Below are 18,644 nucleotides of genomic sequence, written 5' to 3'. Positions count from 1 at the left end.
CCAAAATGGAATTTGAACAATGTAGAATAATAGAAAATGTAAAAAAGCCAGCGTACAACAACGTATACAAAAAATAGCTCCGAACTCACTCAGACGCGGAGAAATCCGATGGAATTCTAAATCTGAATTTGACCTAAGTAGCGCGCGGAATTGAACACTCTAACTCTGAATTTTAAAAACGCGGAATCTGAAAATTGTTACGCGGAATATCACTCTTGCGGAATTTTACAACGTCTGAAAAAAAGCGTAGTTTACTGTTCGCGATTTTTTTTTTGAGAATTTTAAGTTAGAATATTCTAAAAAAATCAAAACGTGATTTTTAAATTTTGCGCGGACAAAATGCAGAACGCAACCAATCTCTCGTGTCGCTACATTTTGTAACACCGTATAAAATTAATTGCTACTGATTTTCCTGCGGAAAATCCTCGCATTTTTACTATCTTAGTTTCTTAATCTTATACAAATACGTTGGGTAAAACAGCACAGTAGCAGCGTGTTTGAAGTTTTGACTAAGAATATTTATTGATAAATTACAGTTTCTGAAAATTTGACTTCTCTCCTATTTTAAAAAAACACAACATGAAAATTGAAAACAGTAACGCGTAATTTTAAACGTAACTACGCAGAATTGAACGTAACTGTATTGAATTGCAATCAACTAAGTGAAAATTGTAAAAATTGAAAAACCACTAGAAAACCGATAAATTTAAATCTTGATAAAACAGTAAGAAACGTTGATTGAAAAAGTAAGAACGTGAAAAACAGCAAAACGTGTTCGAATTTTTCATAGCTGTGGAGAATTGAAAAACTCAATAATTTGACAAATAATCTGATAATAAATAAACTGCATTACCCAACACTGCATAAAAGCAATTTGGGGTTGATTTTCTAGCGAAAATCAAGTACTTTTAACCAAGGTCAGTGCAAAGGTCGAAAAGGCGTTGCCGTTTTCTCCCAAACTGACTTCTATGCAAACCCGTTGGCCGTAATTTGAACACAGCCGAATAAAACTATTTTTGATCAACAGTAGCTGATGAAGTCGAAGGTAAGATTCAATTTTGGAATAAATTCCAGCAACACATTCTCGGTAAGGCAACTGGAATTAATTCCGAAGAAGTGATAGTTTACAGTCTAGAATGAAAGATTGAGAAAATCGATTAAGAAAAGAAGGTTTTATCATTTTACCAAACGTTTGGTAAAAATTATATTTTCTCTATTTTTGTATTATGAGACCACAAAAAATATTGGATAAAGAATTGTTGGAAGGCATGGCTAAAGTTTTTCGAGAAAAAGGCTACGAAGGTGCTAGGCTTAGTGATTTAGCCAAGGCAACTGGATTGAATAAAGCTAGTTTATATCATCGTTTTCCGAAAGGAAAGCGAGGTATGGCTGAAGCTGTTTTAAGCAACGTAGATGATTGGGTTAAAAAAAACATTTTTTCTGTTCTGCAAAACGACACCCTGCCTGTCGAGGAAAGATTGAAAAATGTATTGGGTCAAATAAGTGTTCTTTATTCTGGAGGCGAGGGAACTTGTATTTATAGAGCTTTATCCATGCAAGTAGGTTTGGAACTTTTCGCAGAACAAATCAACGGAGGAATGCAATCTTGGATAACTAACTTTAAAAAAGTTGGAATCGCTTTCAATTTTGAAGAACACGTGGCGTATGACCATGCACTGCAAACTTTGATTGAAATTCAAGGAGCTTTAGTTACAGCTCGTAATATGAAAGACAGTAATATCTTCAAGCATTCGCTACAAAAAATTGAAAACCGATATTTGAGAATACATTAAACCTAGAAAAGTAGATATTCATATTATGAAAAAAAAATTACTAATTATTTTTTCAGTTATATCATCAAGTGTATACGCACAAGATTTAACTGTAAATACAACTCAATCCATCAATTGGAATAAAGATTACATTAAGTTTTATGGATTTCTTCAGTCCGGCTTAGTAACTGATGGCGATGGAAATAAAATAGTTGTTGGCGGGTTTGATGGTGTAAATGTAGATTTTGGCACTGATGCCACCATATCATCTGAAAACTATTCTAATCTGTTTATTGTAAAGTACGACAGCAACGATAATGTAATCTTCTTAAAAAACATTGGAGAGAGTTTTGATGAAGAAATTCTTTGTTGCAATGATTATGCTAGCGATGTAAAAGTCGATAGCGAAAATAACATTTATGTATTAGCTACCATTGATGCTGGAAGATTACAAAACGTGGATTTAGATCCAGAACATCCAGAAAGCAACTCAATCATATCAACTTCTTATGGAGATGTTTTTTCTGAAGCTGATTATAATGCTTTCCTAATAAAATATTCCCCCGAAGGGAAAATGCTTTGGTATAGAGAAATAAAAGATGACTTTACGGAAGGGAGTTTTAGCCTTTTTATTGATACTAATAATGATGTATGGGCTACTGGTTATGTGGGAGGTTTTACAGGTGCCAATATTGATTTTGATACTAACCATGAGTACTCGGATAATCGCGACATTATACAGGGAGAATTTCTTCGTTTAGGGTTTGTCGCACATTACAATAGTGATGGCGATTTTGTAGATGTAAAGGGTATTGGAGGTGGAACACTTTCAAGCTTGCATGTTTGTGTAGCCCCGAGTGGAAATATGTACTTGACCGGTGCATTTAATGCTCTTAAAGGCACTAACGCTAAAGGATTATCCTTATTTAAAAATAATGAAACACCTGTTTATGTGGAAAGTCAAGGATTCTTTGAATTTGCTCCACAAAATACAGACATATTTATTTTAAAATGCAATGCTTCAGGAAATGTAGAGTGGGTAAAAACGATTAGTTCAAATTCATTCAACTCTGTTACCGACATTACCTTTGATGACGATGAAAATGTTTATATTTCTGGGTATTTTTCAGGTAACAATGTCGATTTCGATACCGATAATGACTTATCGTACGATACCAAAACTTCAGTGCCCAATGGTTCTGGTTTTGTTGCTGAATATGATACCAACGGAAGCCTGTCCATGCTTAAAACCATTGATGGGGGTACCCGCACCAGAATTCACTCTTTAGCTGTAAGCGATAATGGAACTATAGCTGTAGGTGGAGATTTCAGAGGTGATGTTTCATTAGGAGATATCTCTCTTAATGCTTCCTCTTCAAATTCCAATCCGCTTATTGCAATAATCGACTCTGCTGGAAATTGGAACAATGTCAAAAAGATTGAAAAAAATGGTTATGCCTCTATTGCAAGCATTGGAGTAACTGCAAATAATGAATTTCAATTTGTAGGTTTCGAAGCGACTAGCTACACTGAGGGATACAATATAGAATCTATCTTTTATGGTAATGCAGAAAGCGAATTGTTAAACGCAGCTACTCCTGTTGTATTGGATAATAATAACATTATTGTTTATCCAAACCCAACATCCAATGTTGTAAACATTCAGACCAAAAAAGACACTATTGAGCAAATTGATATTTATACCTTAGATGGAAAGTTGCTATTGTCCCAAAAAGGTTCAAAAACGATTAGAGTAGGATCTTTATCAGGTGGAGTATATGTCCTAAAAATGCAGTTGATCGACAATAAGAATTATTTAAAACGTATTTTAGTTAAATAAAAACTGGCTACAACAAAGAACTGAGTTAAAAAACAAGTTCTTTTAGTTTAATTTTGACACATAATTTTCATGATATGGCAATCCGCTTTTTGTAATAGCAAAAGCCTGTGAATTTTCCTGAAATGGTTGACTAAAAAATTAATTTCTAAACTCCCTTTAATCATACAACTTTTAGCCATTTTATGTAGATTTTTTATTTAGCATTTTATGTACAAACTTATAGATAAAAAAACTAGGAGCTATATAAATTACAATAGCATAAACAATAAATAAGTCCTGATAATAGGGCAAATTATCTAAACTTGTATAGGTTGTATATAACCCTTGAATATTGTATTCTAGAGGAATTAAATACTTGGCAAAAAGATAAGAAATACTAAAATATAAACAGCTTAAAATGAAATTTGTAATAGTTGCTTTATATTTCTTAACGTATAAAACAAAAAGTAATGGTGCTGTAGTATGTGCTAAAAAAACAACCACTCTTGCAAGTACAGAAGTATCTAAATAATAATTGTAATAATTAAGAAATGGTTTTTGAATAGTCATTGAAACCACAAAATCAAATAAAAACAAACATTGACCTACAAAACCTGAGAGAATAATTGCTGGAAGAAACTTCTTTAGCTTTAGTACAAAAAGAAGTATTATAAAGAATATACAATGGTAGCAATAATAAAAGTAAAAATAGGGATCTTGTTCAAAAAACAGTATCCAATATGATATAAACAACTCTAATATAACAAAATACCAAACTAAAAACGTATTAAGGTTAAATTTAATCTTTTCTAATACTTGCTTAAACATTTACTAAAGTAGCCTAATTACCTTTATTAACATTTTATAATCCTAAGTAAAAGTAACAAATAAAATGGGACTTACTGTAAAACCATCAAAAATTCTAAAATACCTAATTTAAAAAGCTTTAGTTTTCTATTTATAGAACATTAAAATGGTATTTAAAAAATATAATCACAAATCATATTGTAAAAGAAAACTATACCGCTTTATATTATTTAATTTCATATCGTTTAAAATCAACTTAATTTCCAAAATCATCACCGTCCATTTTTCCCGTGATTTGGTTAATGTTGCTAAATTTAGAATTAAGTTGAACTGTTTTTATTTGTTTGTATAGCGTAAATTCTTCCAAGAGCATAAAAACACCAATTAAGAATAGTGGTAAACAAATAAGCAATAATGGCAGCATATAGCCGTTTTGGTCTCCCCAATCTACTTGAAATAAATCGTAACTAAGATATACCGAAAAAAATATAACACTTCCAGCAAAACCAGCATTTAATAACCACAGTGTTATATTTTTAATTTTATAAAGTTCAGTTTGCTCTTTATAAAAATTGAGCGTTTTAATTTGATACACAACACTCGAAATTCCTAAAAAAGCAAACGCTACCAATATAAATTGCCGATTTTTAAACGAAAAACCTTCAAAAGACACAAAATAAATTAAGGCCACGTTAAATAATGCCGCGACAAGAATACAGCACACTAACAAAGCAATTTTTAAAATGCGTTTAAATTTCATTTACTAATAATTCCGCTTCAAAAAGATTTTTAAAATGCTTTAAAAGTTTGGTTTTAACTTCGGTTTCATCAACTTTAGTTTTTCCTAATTCTACATGTAACGATGTTACCGCTTTACCACGGATACCGCAAGGAATAATATTATCGAAATACCCCAAATCGGCATTAACATTTAAAGCAAATCCATGCATAGTTACCCAACGGCTAGCACGCACGCCCATCGCGCAAATTTTACGTGCAAAAGGTGTTCCTACATCTAACCAAACTCCCGTTTCCCCTGGGCTACGTTCGGCTTTTAACCCATATTCTGCCAAGGTTAAAATTACCATTTCTTCGAGAAAACGCAGGTATTTATGTATGTCGGTAAAAAAATTCTCGAGGTCTAAAATAGGATAGCCTACAATTTGCCCTGGCCCATGATAAGTAATATCACCTCCTCGATTAATTTTATAAAACGTGGCGCCTTTATCGGCTAGTTGTTTTTCGTTTAAAAGTAAATTATCTAAATCCCCACTTTTACCTAAGGTGTATACGTGCGGATGCTGGACAAACAAAAAATAGTTTTTGGTTTGCAAACCAGCATTTTCTCTTCTGTTCTTTATTTTTGAATCTACAATGGCCTTAAATAATTCTTCTTGATAATCCCAAGTGTCTTTATAATCCTTAAGCCCTAAATCTTGAAGTTGAATTACTTTGTTCATAGACCACAAATTTAACACTTTTAAAAGCTATTTATAATAATTACTAAAAGAAGTTGAACGCTATATCTAATTAAGAAATCGAAAAACATTAACTGTAATAAAAACTGCGACCGAGACTGAAACTGCAACCTGAGACTGAAACTGCGACTGAGACTGCGACTAAAACTACCCCTTAGGATTATTCAAAATTACCAAAGCTGCAATTACACCTGGCACCCAACCGCATAAAGCTAGCAGAAACACAATTAAAATAGATCCGCATCCTTTATCTAATACGGCTAATGGCGGACAAATAATAGACAGTAAAACTCTCCAAAAACTCATTTATTTTATATTTTTTTTGATTGATGATTACTTATTGGACGCCAAAGTTACAAGTTTGTTACAAATTGCGTTAGGGATTGAGCGGTTTGTTTGAGCTCGCCGACGTAGAAGGTAGCGAGTAGCGAAAGCCCGCCCCTTGTGGTAACGCCCAAAAATAGTACCTTATGATGTTTAAAAACACCGCCAAATGTGTATCTTTGCGCCATTAAAATTTTATCAGATTGTAAAGCTATGGCGCAATTATCAGAGCAAGAAATTGTAAGAAGAGAAAAATTAGGAAAATTACGTGAGTTGGGCATTAACCCGTATCCAGCAGATCTTTACCCAGTTAAAGACACCTCGAAATCGATAAAATCGGATTTTGAAGCAGGAAAACCAGTAATTATTGCAGGCCGTTTAATGTCTAGACGTATACAAGGAAACGCTAGTTTTGCCGAACTGCAAGATGCAGAAGGACGCGTGCAGGTTTATTTTAACCGCGACGAAATTTGCCCTAGCGACGATAAAACTAAATACAATACTGTTTATAAAAAATTACTAGATATTGGTGATTTTATTGGGGTTGAAGGCGAATTGTTTACCACTAAAGTTGGTGAAAAAACCGTTATGGTTAAAAACTTTTCGTTGTTAAGTAAAGCGTTAAAACCTTTACCGCTTCCTAAGGTTGATAATGAAGGAAATATACACGATAAATTTGATGATCCTGAGTTACGTTACCGCCAACGTTATGCCGATTTAGTGGTAAACCCACAAGTTAAAGAGGTGTTTGTTAAACGTACTAAATTGTTTAACGCCATGCGTAAGTTTTTTAACGACGCTGGATATTTTGAGGTTGAAACCCCTGTTTTACAACCTATTCCTGGTGGTGCTGCGGCACGCCCGTTTATTACGCATCACAATGCTTTAGATGTACCTTTATACATGCGAATTGCTAACGAACTGTACTTAAAACGCCTTATTGTTGGCGGTTTTGATGGGGTTTACGAGTTTAGTAAAAACTTCCGTAACGAAGGTATGGATCGCACCCACAATCCGGAATTTACCGCTATGGAAATTTATGTAGCCTACAAAGATTATAACTGGATGATGGATTTTTGTGAGCAATTACTAGAATATTGTTCTACCGCTGTAAACGGAACAACTAAAGTAACTTTTGGTGCGCATGAAATAGATTTTAAAGCGCCTTATGCTCGTGTTACTATGGCCGATTCAATTAAGCATTTTACTGGGTTTGATATTACTGGTAAAACTGAAGCCGAAATTCGTGAGGCTGCAAAAGGCATGGGTATTGAGGTTGACGACACTATGGGTAAAGGTAAACTTATTGATGAAATCTTTGGTGAAAAGTGTGAAGGCAACTACATACAGCCTACCTTTATTACAGATTATCCTAAGGAAATGAGTCCGTTGTGTAAAGAACACCGTGATAACCCTGAGTTAACCGAACGTTTCGAGCTTATGGTTTGTGGTAAAGAAATTGCTAATGCTTATTCTGAGCTTAACGACCCTATTGACCAACGCGAGCGTTTTGAACACCAAATGGAATTAGCTAAAAAAGGTGACGATGAAGCAAACGGTATTATTGATTACGACTTTTTACGTGCCCTAGAATATGGTATGCCTCCTACTTCTGGAATGGGTATTGGTATGGATAGATTAATTATGTACTTAACCAACAACCAATCGATACAAGAGGTTCTGTTCTTCCCACAAATGCGACCAGAGAAAAAACCTTTAGCAATTAGTGAAGATGCTAAAGCTGTTTTTGAAATTTTAAAGAAAGCTGAAAAACTTGAGTTAGTTGATTTAAAATCGCAATCTGGCTTATCGAATAAAAAATGGGATAAAACCATTAAAGAATTAACCAAAAATAAATTAGTGCAAGTTGAAAAAACCGACGATGGTTTATTCGTGGAGCTCATTTAAAACACTTCAAAAACCGAATTATCTTAAAATTAGTTAATTCGGTTTTCATTTTTTTAGTACATTCATTGTTTCAAAAAAACAACTAAATTTAAAGCGCTTATAAAATTATTTAAATAAGCCTAAAACATGTATAATGTTTAATAAACTTAACAAAAAAATTGTTTTGTTTCCGCTAATTGCCTTTTTAATATCGGCAATTTTAGTTCTTACATTTTGGAAAAAAGCTTTAAACAACGTTAATAATACTATTGACGAAGATGTTTTACAAAATGGCAAGCTTGTTTCAAAAGAGTTTAGAAATATTATAAAAAACGATATTTCTCGTCTTGAAAATCTTAAAAACCGCATAGAATTCACCAACGGTCTTTACCTAAACCACTGGGAAAAAGATGCCGAAATGCTCTTGGAGCAAAATCCTTCATTTAAATTTTTAGAATGGATTGATAGCACAATGGTTATTCGAAAAATAACGCCAATTAGAGGTAACGAAAATGCGATTGGTTTAGATATTTCTAAAATTGAATACCGCCGAGACGAATGGCTTAAGCATAGCAAAAACCAACAAGTTAACATAACACCTTGGGCAACCTTAACGCAAGGCGGAAATGCTTTTCTGGTAGACGTTCCCGTGTATTTCAACAACACATTTCAAGGTACTATTACGGCTGGAATGGACTATAATTTGAAGTTTAACAAATTCGCATCGAACTTAAATAACAATTATGCTATTGTATTTTCCGATCATACTAATAAAACATTCTATACATTAAACAAATTCCATAAAAATAACAAAGGCTACAGTTATAAAGATAGCATAGTAGTTGATACACTGGACCAACATATATGGGAACTTCAAGTTTCGCCAACCAATAAATTTTCGTATTCCGAAGGTCGGTATTTAGTAAATATAGCCTTAGTAATTGGTATTATTTTTAGTTGTTTAACCAGTATGTTAATTTACTTTTATATTCGAGCCAGAAATCAACGTAAACTAGCAATAACAAGTAACAGCAAACTTTTAAACGCTAATAAAAAATTAAATAAAGAACGTAAACGTGCCGAAAAAGCATCCTTAGCTAAAACCGAATTTTTATCTAATATGAGCCATGAAATTCGCACGCCGCTTCATGCTATATTAGGTTTTATAGAGCTTTTAAAAGAAAGTAAATTAAACAAAACCGACAAGGAATACTTAAACCTTATGGAAAAGTCGTCGAGCAATTTACTTAATATTGTTAACGACATTTTAGATATTGATAAAATTGAATCGGGTAAAATTGAGCTTTCCGAAGTTAAATTTAATCCACTTCAAAAAATAAAAGAACTTATTGAGGTTAATCAATTTATATTCCTTCGAAAGGATTTGTATTTAAAAGCTAAATACAAAAAAGCAAACAACTTTACAGTTTTAGGCGACGAAAGTAAGTTTATACAAATAGTAAATAATATTATTAAAAACGGACTAAAATTCACCAATAAAGGTGGTGTTACTCTAACCTACAGCGAAAAAATTACTAAAGCCAATAAGTTGCGCATAAAAATTTCGGTGAGCGATACTGGTATTGGCATTCCATCAAATCAAATCGAAAACATTTTCGAGCGATTTAAACAAATAGAAAACAGCGTAAAAAAACAATATGAAGGTAGCGGTCTTGGTTTAGCTATTAGTAAAATTTTTATTAATATGATGGGTGGCGATATAACTGTAAAAAGCACTCAAAACGAAGGCACTACTTTTAAATTCGATATGGTTTTTCCGATCATTAAAAATCAAGAAACCATAACAAATGAACCAATACAAAAAACAAACGCAAACCTATCGGATTTAAACGTATTAATTGTAGACGACAACAAACTAAACATCATTGTATTAAAAAAATTCTTGGAAAGTTTTGGTGTAACTGCCGACACAGCAAACAACGGGTTAGCCTGTGTAGATACTTTTAAAGCCAATAGAAATTACGACTTAATTTTTATGGATATTCACATGCCTATTATGGATGGTTGGGAAGCCACAAAAGAAATTAGGCAATTAGATAGCGACGTAATAATTTTTGGGTTATCGGCCAATGTTACCACCGAAGCCATCGATAAGGCTTTAGAAAACGGCATGAACAACTACCTATCTAAACCCTTTAAAAAAGAGCATATAGCGAAACTTTTACAATTTCATTTTATTCATTAATTTCAACTTTTGTATTATTATCTATGATTAAAATGTTTCGCATAGTATTTATTGTATTAAGCATTACAAATTTATTCGGCCAAAACATTTCATTTCCTCAAAACGGCATAGATAACCCCAATATTTTAACAACACACCATTTTGGTATTTTTAGCTCAAGAATAGCTTCTAACCTTAAGCATCAGGCTTTAAAAAACACCACACTTACATTAAATATAAGCAGTGGTAATAATTTTCACCCTTATGTAGAAGGTTACTTTCCTAAAAACCCAGAAATTCGACAACAATTCAGTGAAACCACCTGGTACAACAGGCGTTTTAATTATGTAGATGAAGATACCACACCTGCCGATTATATGAATATTGTAATTGACGCTGTTATAAAAAACTTTAGTCTAGGCGTTAACATTCCAATAAACAAAAACCGTGAGTTAAATATTAACCTTAGATCATACTTAATTACAAAAGGCGCATACCCATTTTCACCTATTACAAGCGACGAAACTATTGAGTGGTTTCATTCACAGGTTATAGCGAAAGATGATCCTTTTGGGCGAAAACACTACGGATTAAACCAAGTTAATTTTAAATATTTAGATCGAAACGGTAAAACTTTACAGCTAAATACCAACGATTTTTTTATTGGAGGACTTGCCTTTAATCACTTTTATTACCCCGAACTTGCTATTAATAAATCAAAACAACTATTTATAAACTTAGGAACTCATTTAGGCATCAACACCTCCAAATTCAATGCTTCAACCGATGTAGGTGCTTCAGTAAACGCCATTAAAAAATTCAACTTAAAAAACAAATACGAATTAAATTTTGGTATTCACGGAAGTGTGCTTCGTAAAAATATAATCAACTTTAATTCTAAAAATAGCGACTTAGGTAATAATAAATATCTGGCAACTTTTGAAGCTAATCCGCAAATTACCAAGTATACAAAAAAAGGGAACTTTAACGCTATTGGTATAAATTATCAAATACAAACCAGTTATAATAAAAAAGAGGAAGCCGATTATTATTTTCTATTGGGCGATTGGCAAGCGGCAGATAGCGGATGGCATCACGGTATTTCCGAACTTTATAATTCGCTATCAAATTGGTCGTTAATTTATTCTTATGGCACGCCAAAATTTCAATGTTCATTTTATATAAAACAAGATTTTTTGGTTAATAACGCCCCCGATTTGCAAACGGGTATTTCGTTTAAAAAGCCTTTATTTTACTAGACTTACAGCTATTAACACCTTGCTATCAACCTGTTAACGTCGCGTTAAAATTTAAGCATGCATTAAACTTTTTTAAAATTTAAAAGTCCTAGAAGTAAATATTAAAAAAATAAAAGATGAAAAAACTAATTTTAATAGCCGTGGCATTTGTAGGATTACAAGCTGTAGCTCAAGAAGGACCAAGAGACGGACAACGTAAAGAAAGAATGGAAAAAATGATGAGCATGAGTGCCGAAGAAATCGCAACCCTTCAAACAAAACGCATGACATTACATTTAGATTTAACCGAATCGCAACAAGCTAAAATTCAAAAAATAAACTTAGAAAATGCCACACAGCGTAAAGCTAAGTTCGAAGAAATGAAAGCTAAAAAAGAAAAAGGTGAATTAAAAAAACCAACCGATGAAGAACGTTATGCTATGGAAAATGCGCGTTTAGACCATCAAATTGCTATGAAAAGAAAAATGAAAGATATTTTAAATGATGACCAATACGCAAAATGGGAAAAAGGACAACAACGTATGGCTATGCGTGGAAAAGAGCGTAAAGACGGTTTTAAAAAACACCGCAAACAAAAAAGTTAATGATTGATAGTTAGTTAGTTTAGTTAAGCACCATATTCAAAATCTGATGAATACGGTGCTTTCTTCTTTTTATAGCGTTTTAGCTACCTTATTTATGGCATTAATAGTAAAATCTAAATCTTGGTAGGTTAAAGCTTCTGTGATAAACCAAGTTTCAAACGCACTAGGTGCTATATAAACACCTTCGTTTAACAAACCATGAAAAAAGTTTTTAAACGTATCATTATTACCTTTGGCAGCAGTAGTAAAATCGTAAACTTCACCTTCATCAAAATGTACCGAAATCATAGAGCCTACACGGTTTATGGTATGTACAATATTGTTATCGCTTAATACTTTCGCAATGCCTTTATGTAAATATTCAGTTTTTTCGTTTATGCTATCAAAAATGTGGCTTTTCGTATTTAACTCATTTAACATCGCTAAACCTGCCGCCATAGCTAAAGGATTTCCACTCAATGTTCCCGCTTGATACACAGGACCAACGGGAGCTAAATAATCCATAATCTCGTTTCTTGCGGCAAAAGCACCAACAGGCAAACCACCACCTATTACTTTTCCAAAACAAACAATATCGGCTTTTATGCCAAACAATTCTTGTGCACCACCTTTAGCCAAACGAAAGCCCGTCATCACCTCATCAAAAATCAATAAAATATTATTGGCGTCACAAACCGTTCTCAAGGCTTGTAAAAAACCATCTTTTGGAGGAATACAGCCCATATTACCTGCAACCGGCTCAATAATGATACAAGCTATTTCATCTTTATTCGCTTCAATAATGGCTTTTACATTGTCAATATCATTATAATTTGCCAACAAAGTATCTTTAGCTGTACCTTGTGTTACACCTGGCGAATTTGGCGTACCAAAAGTACTGGCTCCACTACCCGCTTGAATTAAAAACGAATCGGAATGCCCATGATAACACCCTGCAAACTTTATAATTTTATCTTTACCAGTAAATCCGCGCGCTAACCTAACCGCGCTCATACAAGCTTCGGTACCTGAATTTACAAAACGGATTTTATCAATATTTGGCACCATAGAAACTGCTAATTCTGCAATTTTAGTTTCAATTTCGGTTGGCATTCCAAACGATGTTCCTTTTTGCGCTTTTTCAACAACCGCATCAACCACAGGCTTGTGCGCATGACCTAAAATCATAGGTCCCCAGGAGTTAATGTAATCTATTAAACGGTTACCATCTTCATCAAACAAATAAGCACCTTTGGCTTCTTTTACAAAAATGGGTGTTCCGCCAACACCTTTAAATGCTCTTACTGGAGAGTTAACACCTCCCGGAATTACTTTTTCGGCTTCAGAAAATAAAGCACTACTTCTTTTATAAATCATCTAAAAATTGAAATTTTATATCGTTACGGTTTTACAATCAAAACCTGACCAATGCTCAAGTTCGTACCGTTTAACCCATTTAATTTTTGCAATTCAGCAACCGATAAATTGTATTTTCGCGATATGGAATATAAGGTATCGCCTTTGGTAACCGTATAAGTTTCTTTGTAGGATGCAGGCTCATAAAGCGTATAGTTTTTCCCTAATACCTTTTTATCGAACTCGTGTAATTGGTAACGTTCAATTAAACTAATCAGTTTATCTGGATATTTTCTATCTGTCGCATAACCTGCAGCACGTAAGCCTTTTGCCCAACCTTTATAATCTTCTTTTTTTAAGTCGAAAAGCCCTGCGTAACGTTTGCGTTCTTTTAAAAACAAAGAATGATCTCGAAACGAATATTTCGCATCTTTATATTTTCTGAAGCATTCTTGCAGCTCATCGTCGTCATGATAAATTCTTGCTCCCGTCCATTCATGGCATTTTATACCAAAATGGTTATTCGCCTCAACCGATAAGCGTCCGTAACCAGATGCCGATTCCAAAATACCTTGAGCTAAAGTAATACTCGCTGGAATACCGTACAATTGCATTTCTTGTTGGGCTACTTCCTTGTACAAATCGATATACTCTTCGGTTTTACTTGCGTAAACTTTTGGCGTTGTAGCAGGCGTAGTTCGGTTGGTTTGCCTTTCTGTTGTAGGTTGTGTTGTTCGTGTTGGACGTTTTGTAACTGCTGTTTTTTTTGTTTTACAGCTAAATAAGATTAACCCCAAACAGCATATTACGACTATTTTTTTCATGTAAATTATTGAATTAGTGGTAATTTTTTTTTCTTTAAAGTTGCATTCATACCTGTAATACCTTGTAATCCTCCAGTATGAATCGCTAATATTTTTGAGCCTTTGGAAAAATATCCGTTTTCAATTAAATTATAAATGCCATACATCATTTTTCCTGTGTAAACGGGATCTAGCGGTATATCATTTTCAATTTTAAAGCTATTTATAAAACCTATTAATGCTTGATTTATTTTAGCATAACCTCCAAAATGATAATCGGTTATTAACTTCCAATTGCCCTTGGCAACAAATTTACTAATATCTTCTTTTAAAAAATCGCCTTTTAATGCAGGAAAACCTAAAATTTGCTGATTTCCATATGAAGCATTAATCAACCCAGAAATTGTTCCGCCAGTGCCAACCGCACAACAAATAACATCGAAAGTCTTATCTTCTTCAGATAAAATTTCTTCACAACCTTTCACTGCGAAAGTATTTGTGCCGCCTTCAGGAATGGTGTAAAACGAACCAAACTCATTTTTTAAATCATTTAAAAACGATTCGCTCGTTTTATCTCTGTAAGCTTCACGTGATACAAATTTAAACTGCATCCCTTCGTTTTGAGCAAAACGCAACGTAACATTTTCATTGATTTTACTTTGAAGCTCCTCACCTCTTACAACCCCAATAGTATTAAAACCAAATGCTTTGCCTGCAGCGGCCACAGCAGCGATATGATTTGAATACGCGCCTCCAAAAGTCAGCAAGGTTTTATATTCTAAGCGTCCGGCTTCTTGTAAGTTGTATTTAAGTTTTCGGTATTTATTTCCTGAGATAAACGGATGAATGCGATCTTCCCGTTTAACATAAAGTTCTACACCAAAATTTTCAGGTAAATTTATGCGCTGATTTATGCTATGTTCCAGCTGAAATATCATGCCTGCGAAGATACTTTAAAAATGCCCAAAATGGTCGGTTTTTAAGATATTCTAAGTTTTTTTCTTGATGATACGCTTCTCGCTCGAACGAAATATTTCGGTATGCCATTGACCAATTTTTATACTGAATTAAACGAACCAAAAACTCTAGAACATACCACAAATAAAATGGTAACACTAGTAATTCCAGTTGTTGTTTTAAATGAATACGTTCATGATTCATAAAGGCAACATCATGCTTCAACGTTTTTTGTTTTAACAAAATAAACGGATACAGCGTTAAGCCTAAATAACCTTTCGGTACTAAATATTTCGATATAAAAATCATTACAAAAGGTTTTCAAAAATCAATCCATTCCCACTTTCGTGAGAATGACAAAAGTGGAAACCTTGGATTTTCCAAGGAATTTATTCTCGAATTTACATTATCTTTGATTAAGATGAAAAAAATTATCCCCATTGAAGAAGGTGACTACTATTTAACGCCAGAAGGCTACCGATGTTTTACCGAGCAATATCACCTAAAACGCGGTTATTGTTGCGAAAGTGGATGTCGCCATTGCCCTTACGGATACAATAAAAAAACGAACAGTTATTAGTTAAAAAATTAATTACTAGAAACTTGGTATAATTATTGATATTCATAAATGAATGAAAAAATCTTAAGAATTAACTAAAAAATATAGCTATGAAATCATTTTTTAAAACAATTCCACTTTTAGCTTTTTTTGTACTACTATCGTCTTGCTCCTCGGTTAGAGTCGCTGCCGATTATGATAAAAAAGCCGATTTTAACAATTATAAAACCTTTGCTTTTTTTAAAACGGGTATCGATAAGGCCGAAATTAGCGATTTAGATAAACGTCGTATTTTACGTGCTATTGAAGCCGAACTTTTAGCAAAAGGCTTCACCAAATCTGAAAACCCAGACTTACTTATTAGTTTATTTACAAAATCGAACCAACGCGTCGATGTTTACAACAATGCCTGGGGCAATGGCGCTTGGGGTTGGGGCGGTTGGGGTCCTTGGGGTGGTTTTGGTCCTGGTTGGGGCTGGGGTTGGAATCAACCAACTACTTCCGTAAGTACCGAAGGCACATTATTTATCGATTTAATTGATGCCGAAAAGAAAGAATTGGTCTGGCAAGGTATGGGAACTGGTTATTTAAGCCGAAATATGGAAAAGAAAGAAGAACGCATCAAAGAGTTTGTTTCTGAAATTATGCAGAAATACCCACCTGAAGCGTTAAAATAATAACACACAAATTAGCTTAGAGCTGTTTAGAAGGTGTTTGGTTTTATATTGTCAACCTAAACTTGTTTCAGGTTCTCTTCTATTTAAGATTCTGAAACAAGTTCAGAATGTCAAAACCAAAAGCACTCCAAACAGCTCTATTGTTTTCTTCGAGCCACTTGATAAAAATATTCGTATTTTTAGTATCACTATTTTACAAAACTATGCAAAGCAACATTGAAGAAAACGACGTTTTAAAACGCTTACCAAAACATTTAAAACAGTTTATAAAACCTCAAAACTATCAAGATTATTCTGCGATAGACCAAGCGGTTTGGCGTTACGTGATGCGAAAAAACGTCGATTTTTTAAAAACCGTTGCTCATAAATCCTATTTAAACGGGCTCAAACAAACCGGTATTTCCATAAATAGCATCCCGAATATGTATGGTATGAACCGTATTTTAAAAGATATTGGTTGGGCTGCTGTGGCTGTCGATGGGTTTATTCCTCCCAATGCCTTTATGGAGTTTCAAGCATACAATGTACTAGTAATAGCTAGCGATATAAGGCAACTCGAACATATTGAATACACACCTGCTCCTGATATTATTCATGAAGGCGCAGGACATGCTCCCATAATTGCAAACCCAGAATATGCTGAATATCTCCGACGTTTTGGCGAAATTGGTTGTAAAGCTATTTCATCGGCCAAAGATTACGAACTTTATGAAGCGGTGAGACATTTATCTATTATTAAAGAAGCGCCTCATGCCAGTGATGCCGATATCGCTTCCGCGGAAAACACCGTAGATCAGCTTCAAAAAAACATGGGTGAACCGAGCGAAATGGCATTGATACGAAATTTGCATTGGTGGACCGTAGAATATGGATTGATTGGCACACCCGAAAACCCGAAAATTTATGGTGCAGGTTTATTATCCTCAATTGGGGAAAGCGCTTGGTGTATGACCGACCATGTTAAAAAGCTACCATACAACGTACAAGCCACCTTTCAAGATTTCGATATTACAAAACCCCAACCCCAACTTTTTGTTACACCAGATTTTGCTCACCTAAGCTTGGTTTTAGAAGAATTTGCAAACACTATGGCCTTACGAAAAGGCGGCCTTTCAGGAATAAAAAAACTCATTAACTCCCAAGCCTTAGGCAGTATCGAGTTAAGTACGGGCATACAAATTTCAGGTGTTTTTAGTGATGTTATAGAGCATGATGGCCTTCCTATTTATTTTCAAACTACAGGAAAAACAGCACTTGCTTATCGGGAAAAAGAATTGGTTGGACACGGTATAAAAACGCACGAACATGGTTTTGGTTCTCCCATAGGAAAACTGAAAGGCATCAACATTGCCATTGAAGATATGAGCCCCAGAGATTTGAGTGCCTACAATATTTTTGAAGAAAAAACAGTTAGTCTTGATTTTGAAGGTGGTATTTCTATTTCTGGTGAAATTATTACTGGAAAACGCAATTTACAAGGCAAAATCATCTTGATTAGTTTTAAAAATTGTACCGTCACACACGGCGACACGGTATTATTTAAACCTAAACATGGTATTTACCACATGGCGGTTGGAAAAGCTATTGTTTCGGCTTTTTCTGGACCTGCGGATTTAAATAGCTTCGATTTAATTACTCATAAAGTAAGTTCTCAAACTATAAAAATTGAAAAATCTAAATCGCAACTACGGCTTGAAAGTTTGTACAAACAGGTTAGGGATTATCGCGATGGTAAAAATACAACCATATCACGTACTAAGGTTTTAGAAGTGTTAATTAGCGAACACCCTAACGACTGGCTATTACCGATTGAACTTTATGAATTGGCTTTTAAGGGTAACGAAAAAACTTTGTGCAAAAGCATTTCACAACATCTGGAAACCATTAAACAAAACCGTCCGCAAGTTGGTAAATTAATTGATGATGGATTAGCGATTGTAGATGATGCTGTTGTTTCTAAGGATTCTTGAAACAAGGATTATTACTGTTTTTTTTGAGATTCTTCGCTTCGCTCTGAATGACAATAAATGCTCTGAATGACAGAAAATTTCTGAATTATTCTCAATTTCATCATTAAAAACGTAATGTCATTCTGAAAAAGGTACAACTGAAGAATCTTTACACAAATAAATACTCTTTGAGATTCTTCGCTATGCTCTGAATGACAAAACGTGCTCCAAATGCCAGAAAAACTCCTA

The 18,644-nt window shown here is 33.9% G+C and carries 17 protein-coding genes; 9 read left to right on the top strand and 8 right to left on the bottom strand.

The annotated features are described in order from the left end of the window. Positions 1 to 1,226: 1,226 nt before the first annotated feature. Together PK35_RS10495 and PK35_RS10490 are read left to right on the top strand one after the other, a co-directional pair. Positions 1,227 to 1,793 (top strand): TetR/AcrR family transcriptional regulator, encoded by a 567-nt coding sequence (locus PK35_RS10495; RefSeq protein ID WP_044626668.1) that lies wholly within the window; start codon positions 1,227 to 1,229, stop codon positions 1,791 to 1,793. Between the two features lie 25 nt (positions 1,794 to 1,818). Next, the gene (locus PK35_RS10490; protein WP_044626667.1) at positions 1,819 to 3,612 is read left to right on the top strand and encodes a T9SS type A sorting domain-containing protein; all 1,794 of its coding nucleotides are present in this window, start codon (positions 1,819 to 1,821) and stop codon (positions 3,610 to 3,612) included. Between the two features lie 180 nt (positions 3,613 to 3,792). Here the strand turns inward: PK35_RS10490 and PK35_RS10485 are convergent, their stop codons facing one another. From PK35_RS10485 to PK35_RS17400, 4 genes are all read right to left on the bottom strand, one after another. Continuing rightward, positions 3,793 to 4,419 (bottom strand): hypothetical protein, encoded by a 627-nt coding sequence (locus PK35_RS10485; RefSeq protein WP_044626666.1) that lies wholly within the window; start codon positions 4,417 to 4,419, stop codon positions 3,793 to 3,795. A gap of 235 nt (positions 4,420 to 4,654) precedes the next feature. Then, positions 4,655 to 5,158 carry a hypothetical protein gene (locus PK35_RS10480; protein WP_044626665.1) on the bottom strand — a complete coding sequence of 168 codons (504 nt, stop codon included), beginning with the start codon at positions 5,156 to 5,158 and terminating at the stop codon, positions 4,655 to 4,657. Further along, entirely contained in the window at positions 5,148 to 5,858 is a 711-nt protein-coding gene (lipB, locus tag PK35_RS10475) for a lipoyl(octanoyl) transferase LipB (RefSeq protein WP_044626664.1), read from the bottom strand. The genes PK35_RS10480 and lipB overlap by 11 nt, the downstream gene beginning before the upstream one ends. 165 nt (positions 5,859 to 6,023) lie before the next feature. Continuing rightward, the gene (locus PK35_RS17400) at positions 6,024 to 6,182 is read right to left on the bottom strand and encodes a YqaE/Pmp3 family membrane protein (protein ID WP_082048571.1); all 159 of its coding nucleotides are present in this window, start codon (positions 6,180 to 6,182) and stop codon (positions 6,024 to 6,026) included. Between the two features lie 231 nt (positions 6,183 to 6,413). Here PK35_RS17400 and lysS point away from each other — a divergent pair, with 231 nt between their 5' ends. The 4 genes from lysS (at position 6,414) to PK35_RS10455 (ending at position 12,115) form a co-directional block, all read left to right on the top strand. Next, positions 6,414 to 8,108, top strand: coding sequence for a lysine--tRNA ligase (gene lysS / locus PK35_RS10470; RefSeq protein ID WP_044626663.1), 1,695 nt, complete (start codon positions 6,414 to 6,416; stop codon positions 8,106 to 8,108). A gap of 133 nt (positions 8,109 to 8,241) precedes the next feature. Further along, positions 8,242 to 10,293 (top strand): response regulator, encoded by a 2,052-nt coding sequence (locus tag PK35_RS10465; RefSeq protein WP_044626662.1) that lies wholly within the window; start codon positions 8,242 to 8,244, stop codon positions 10,291 to 10,293. A gap of 32 nt (positions 10,294 to 10,325) precedes the next feature. Then, a complete protein-coding gene (locus PK35_RS10460; protein WP_131474410.1) occupies positions 10,326 to 11,531 on the top strand; it encodes a hypothetical protein in 1,206 nt (401 codons plus the stop codon). 116 nt (positions 11,532 to 11,647) lie between these two features. Next, entirely contained in the window at positions 11,648 to 12,115 is a 468-nt protein-coding gene (locus PK35_RS10455) for a hypothetical protein (RefSeq protein ID WP_044626660.1), read from the top strand. Between the two features lie 69 nt (positions 12,116 to 12,184). Here PK35_RS10455 and hemL read toward each other — a convergent pair whose 3' ends face one another. The 4 genes from hemL to PK35_RS10435 are packed head-to-tail and all read right to left on the bottom strand — an operon-like array spanning position 12,185 to position 15,519. Then, positions 12,185 to 13,471: a glutamate-1-semialdehyde 2,1-aminomutase gene (hemL, locus tag PK35_RS10450; protein WP_044626659.1), complete on the bottom strand. Its 1,287-nt coding sequence runs from the start codon at positions 13,469 to 13,471 to the stop codon at positions 12,185 to 12,187. A 23-nt stretch (positions 13,472 to 13,494) separates the two neighbouring features. Next, the gene (locus tag PK35_RS10445; RefSeq protein WP_044626658.1) at positions 13,495 to 14,274 is read right to left on the bottom strand and encodes a glucosaminidase domain-containing protein; all 780 of its coding nucleotides are present in this window, start codon (positions 14,272 to 14,274) and stop codon (positions 13,495 to 13,497) included. A gap of 5 nt (positions 14,275 to 14,279) precedes the next feature. Continuing rightward, positions 14,280 to 15,191, bottom strand: coding sequence for a 1-aminocyclopropane-1-carboxylate deaminase/D-cysteine desulfhydrase (locus tag PK35_RS10440; RefSeq protein ID WP_044626657.1), 912 nt, complete (start codon positions 15,189 to 15,191; stop codon positions 14,280 to 14,282). Continuing rightward, on the bottom strand, positions 15,169 to 15,519 hold the full coding sequence (locus tag PK35_RS10435; RefSeq protein ID WP_044626656.1) for a hypothetical protein: 351 nt from the start codon (positions 15,517 to 15,519) through the stop codon (positions 15,169 to 15,171). The genes PK35_RS10440 and PK35_RS10435 overlap by 23 nt, the downstream gene beginning before the upstream one ends. A 112-nt stretch (positions 15,520 to 15,631) precedes the next feature. On the opposite strand from PK35_RS10435, the gene PK35_RS17600 reads away from it, so the two are divergent. The 3 genes from PK35_RS17600 (at position 15,632) to PK35_RS10425 (ending at position 18,416) form a co-directional block, all read left to right on the top strand. After that, a complete protein-coding gene (locus PK35_RS17600; protein ID WP_157841063.1) occupies positions 15,632 to 15,790 on the top strand; it encodes a C1orf53 family protein in 159 nt (52 codons plus the stop codon). Positions 15,791 to 15,879: 89 nt separating this feature from the next. Continuing rightward, complete coding sequence (locus PK35_RS10430) at positions 15,880 to 16,446, top strand: DUF4136 domain-containing protein (RefSeq protein ID WP_044626655.1); 567 nt, start codon at positions 15,880 to 15,882, stop codon at positions 16,444 to 16,446. Between the two features lie 203 nt (positions 16,447 to 16,649). Then, a complete protein-coding gene (locus tag PK35_RS10425) occupies positions 16,650 to 18,416 on the top strand; it encodes an aromatic amino acid hydroxylase (protein ID WP_044626654.1) in 1,767 nt (588 codons plus the stop codon). The last annotated feature ends 228 nt before the right edge of the window (positions 18,417 to 18,644 follow it).

The sequence above is a fragment of the Neotamlana nanhaiensis genome, assembly GCF_000943555.1.
Classification (GTDB): Bacteria; Bacteroidota; Bacteroidia; order Flavobacteriales; family Flavobacteriaceae; genus Neotamlana; species Neotamlana nanhaiensis.
The sequence above is the reverse complement of the archived record's forward strand: the minus strand, read 5'-3'. Positions and strand labels throughout refer to the sequence as shown.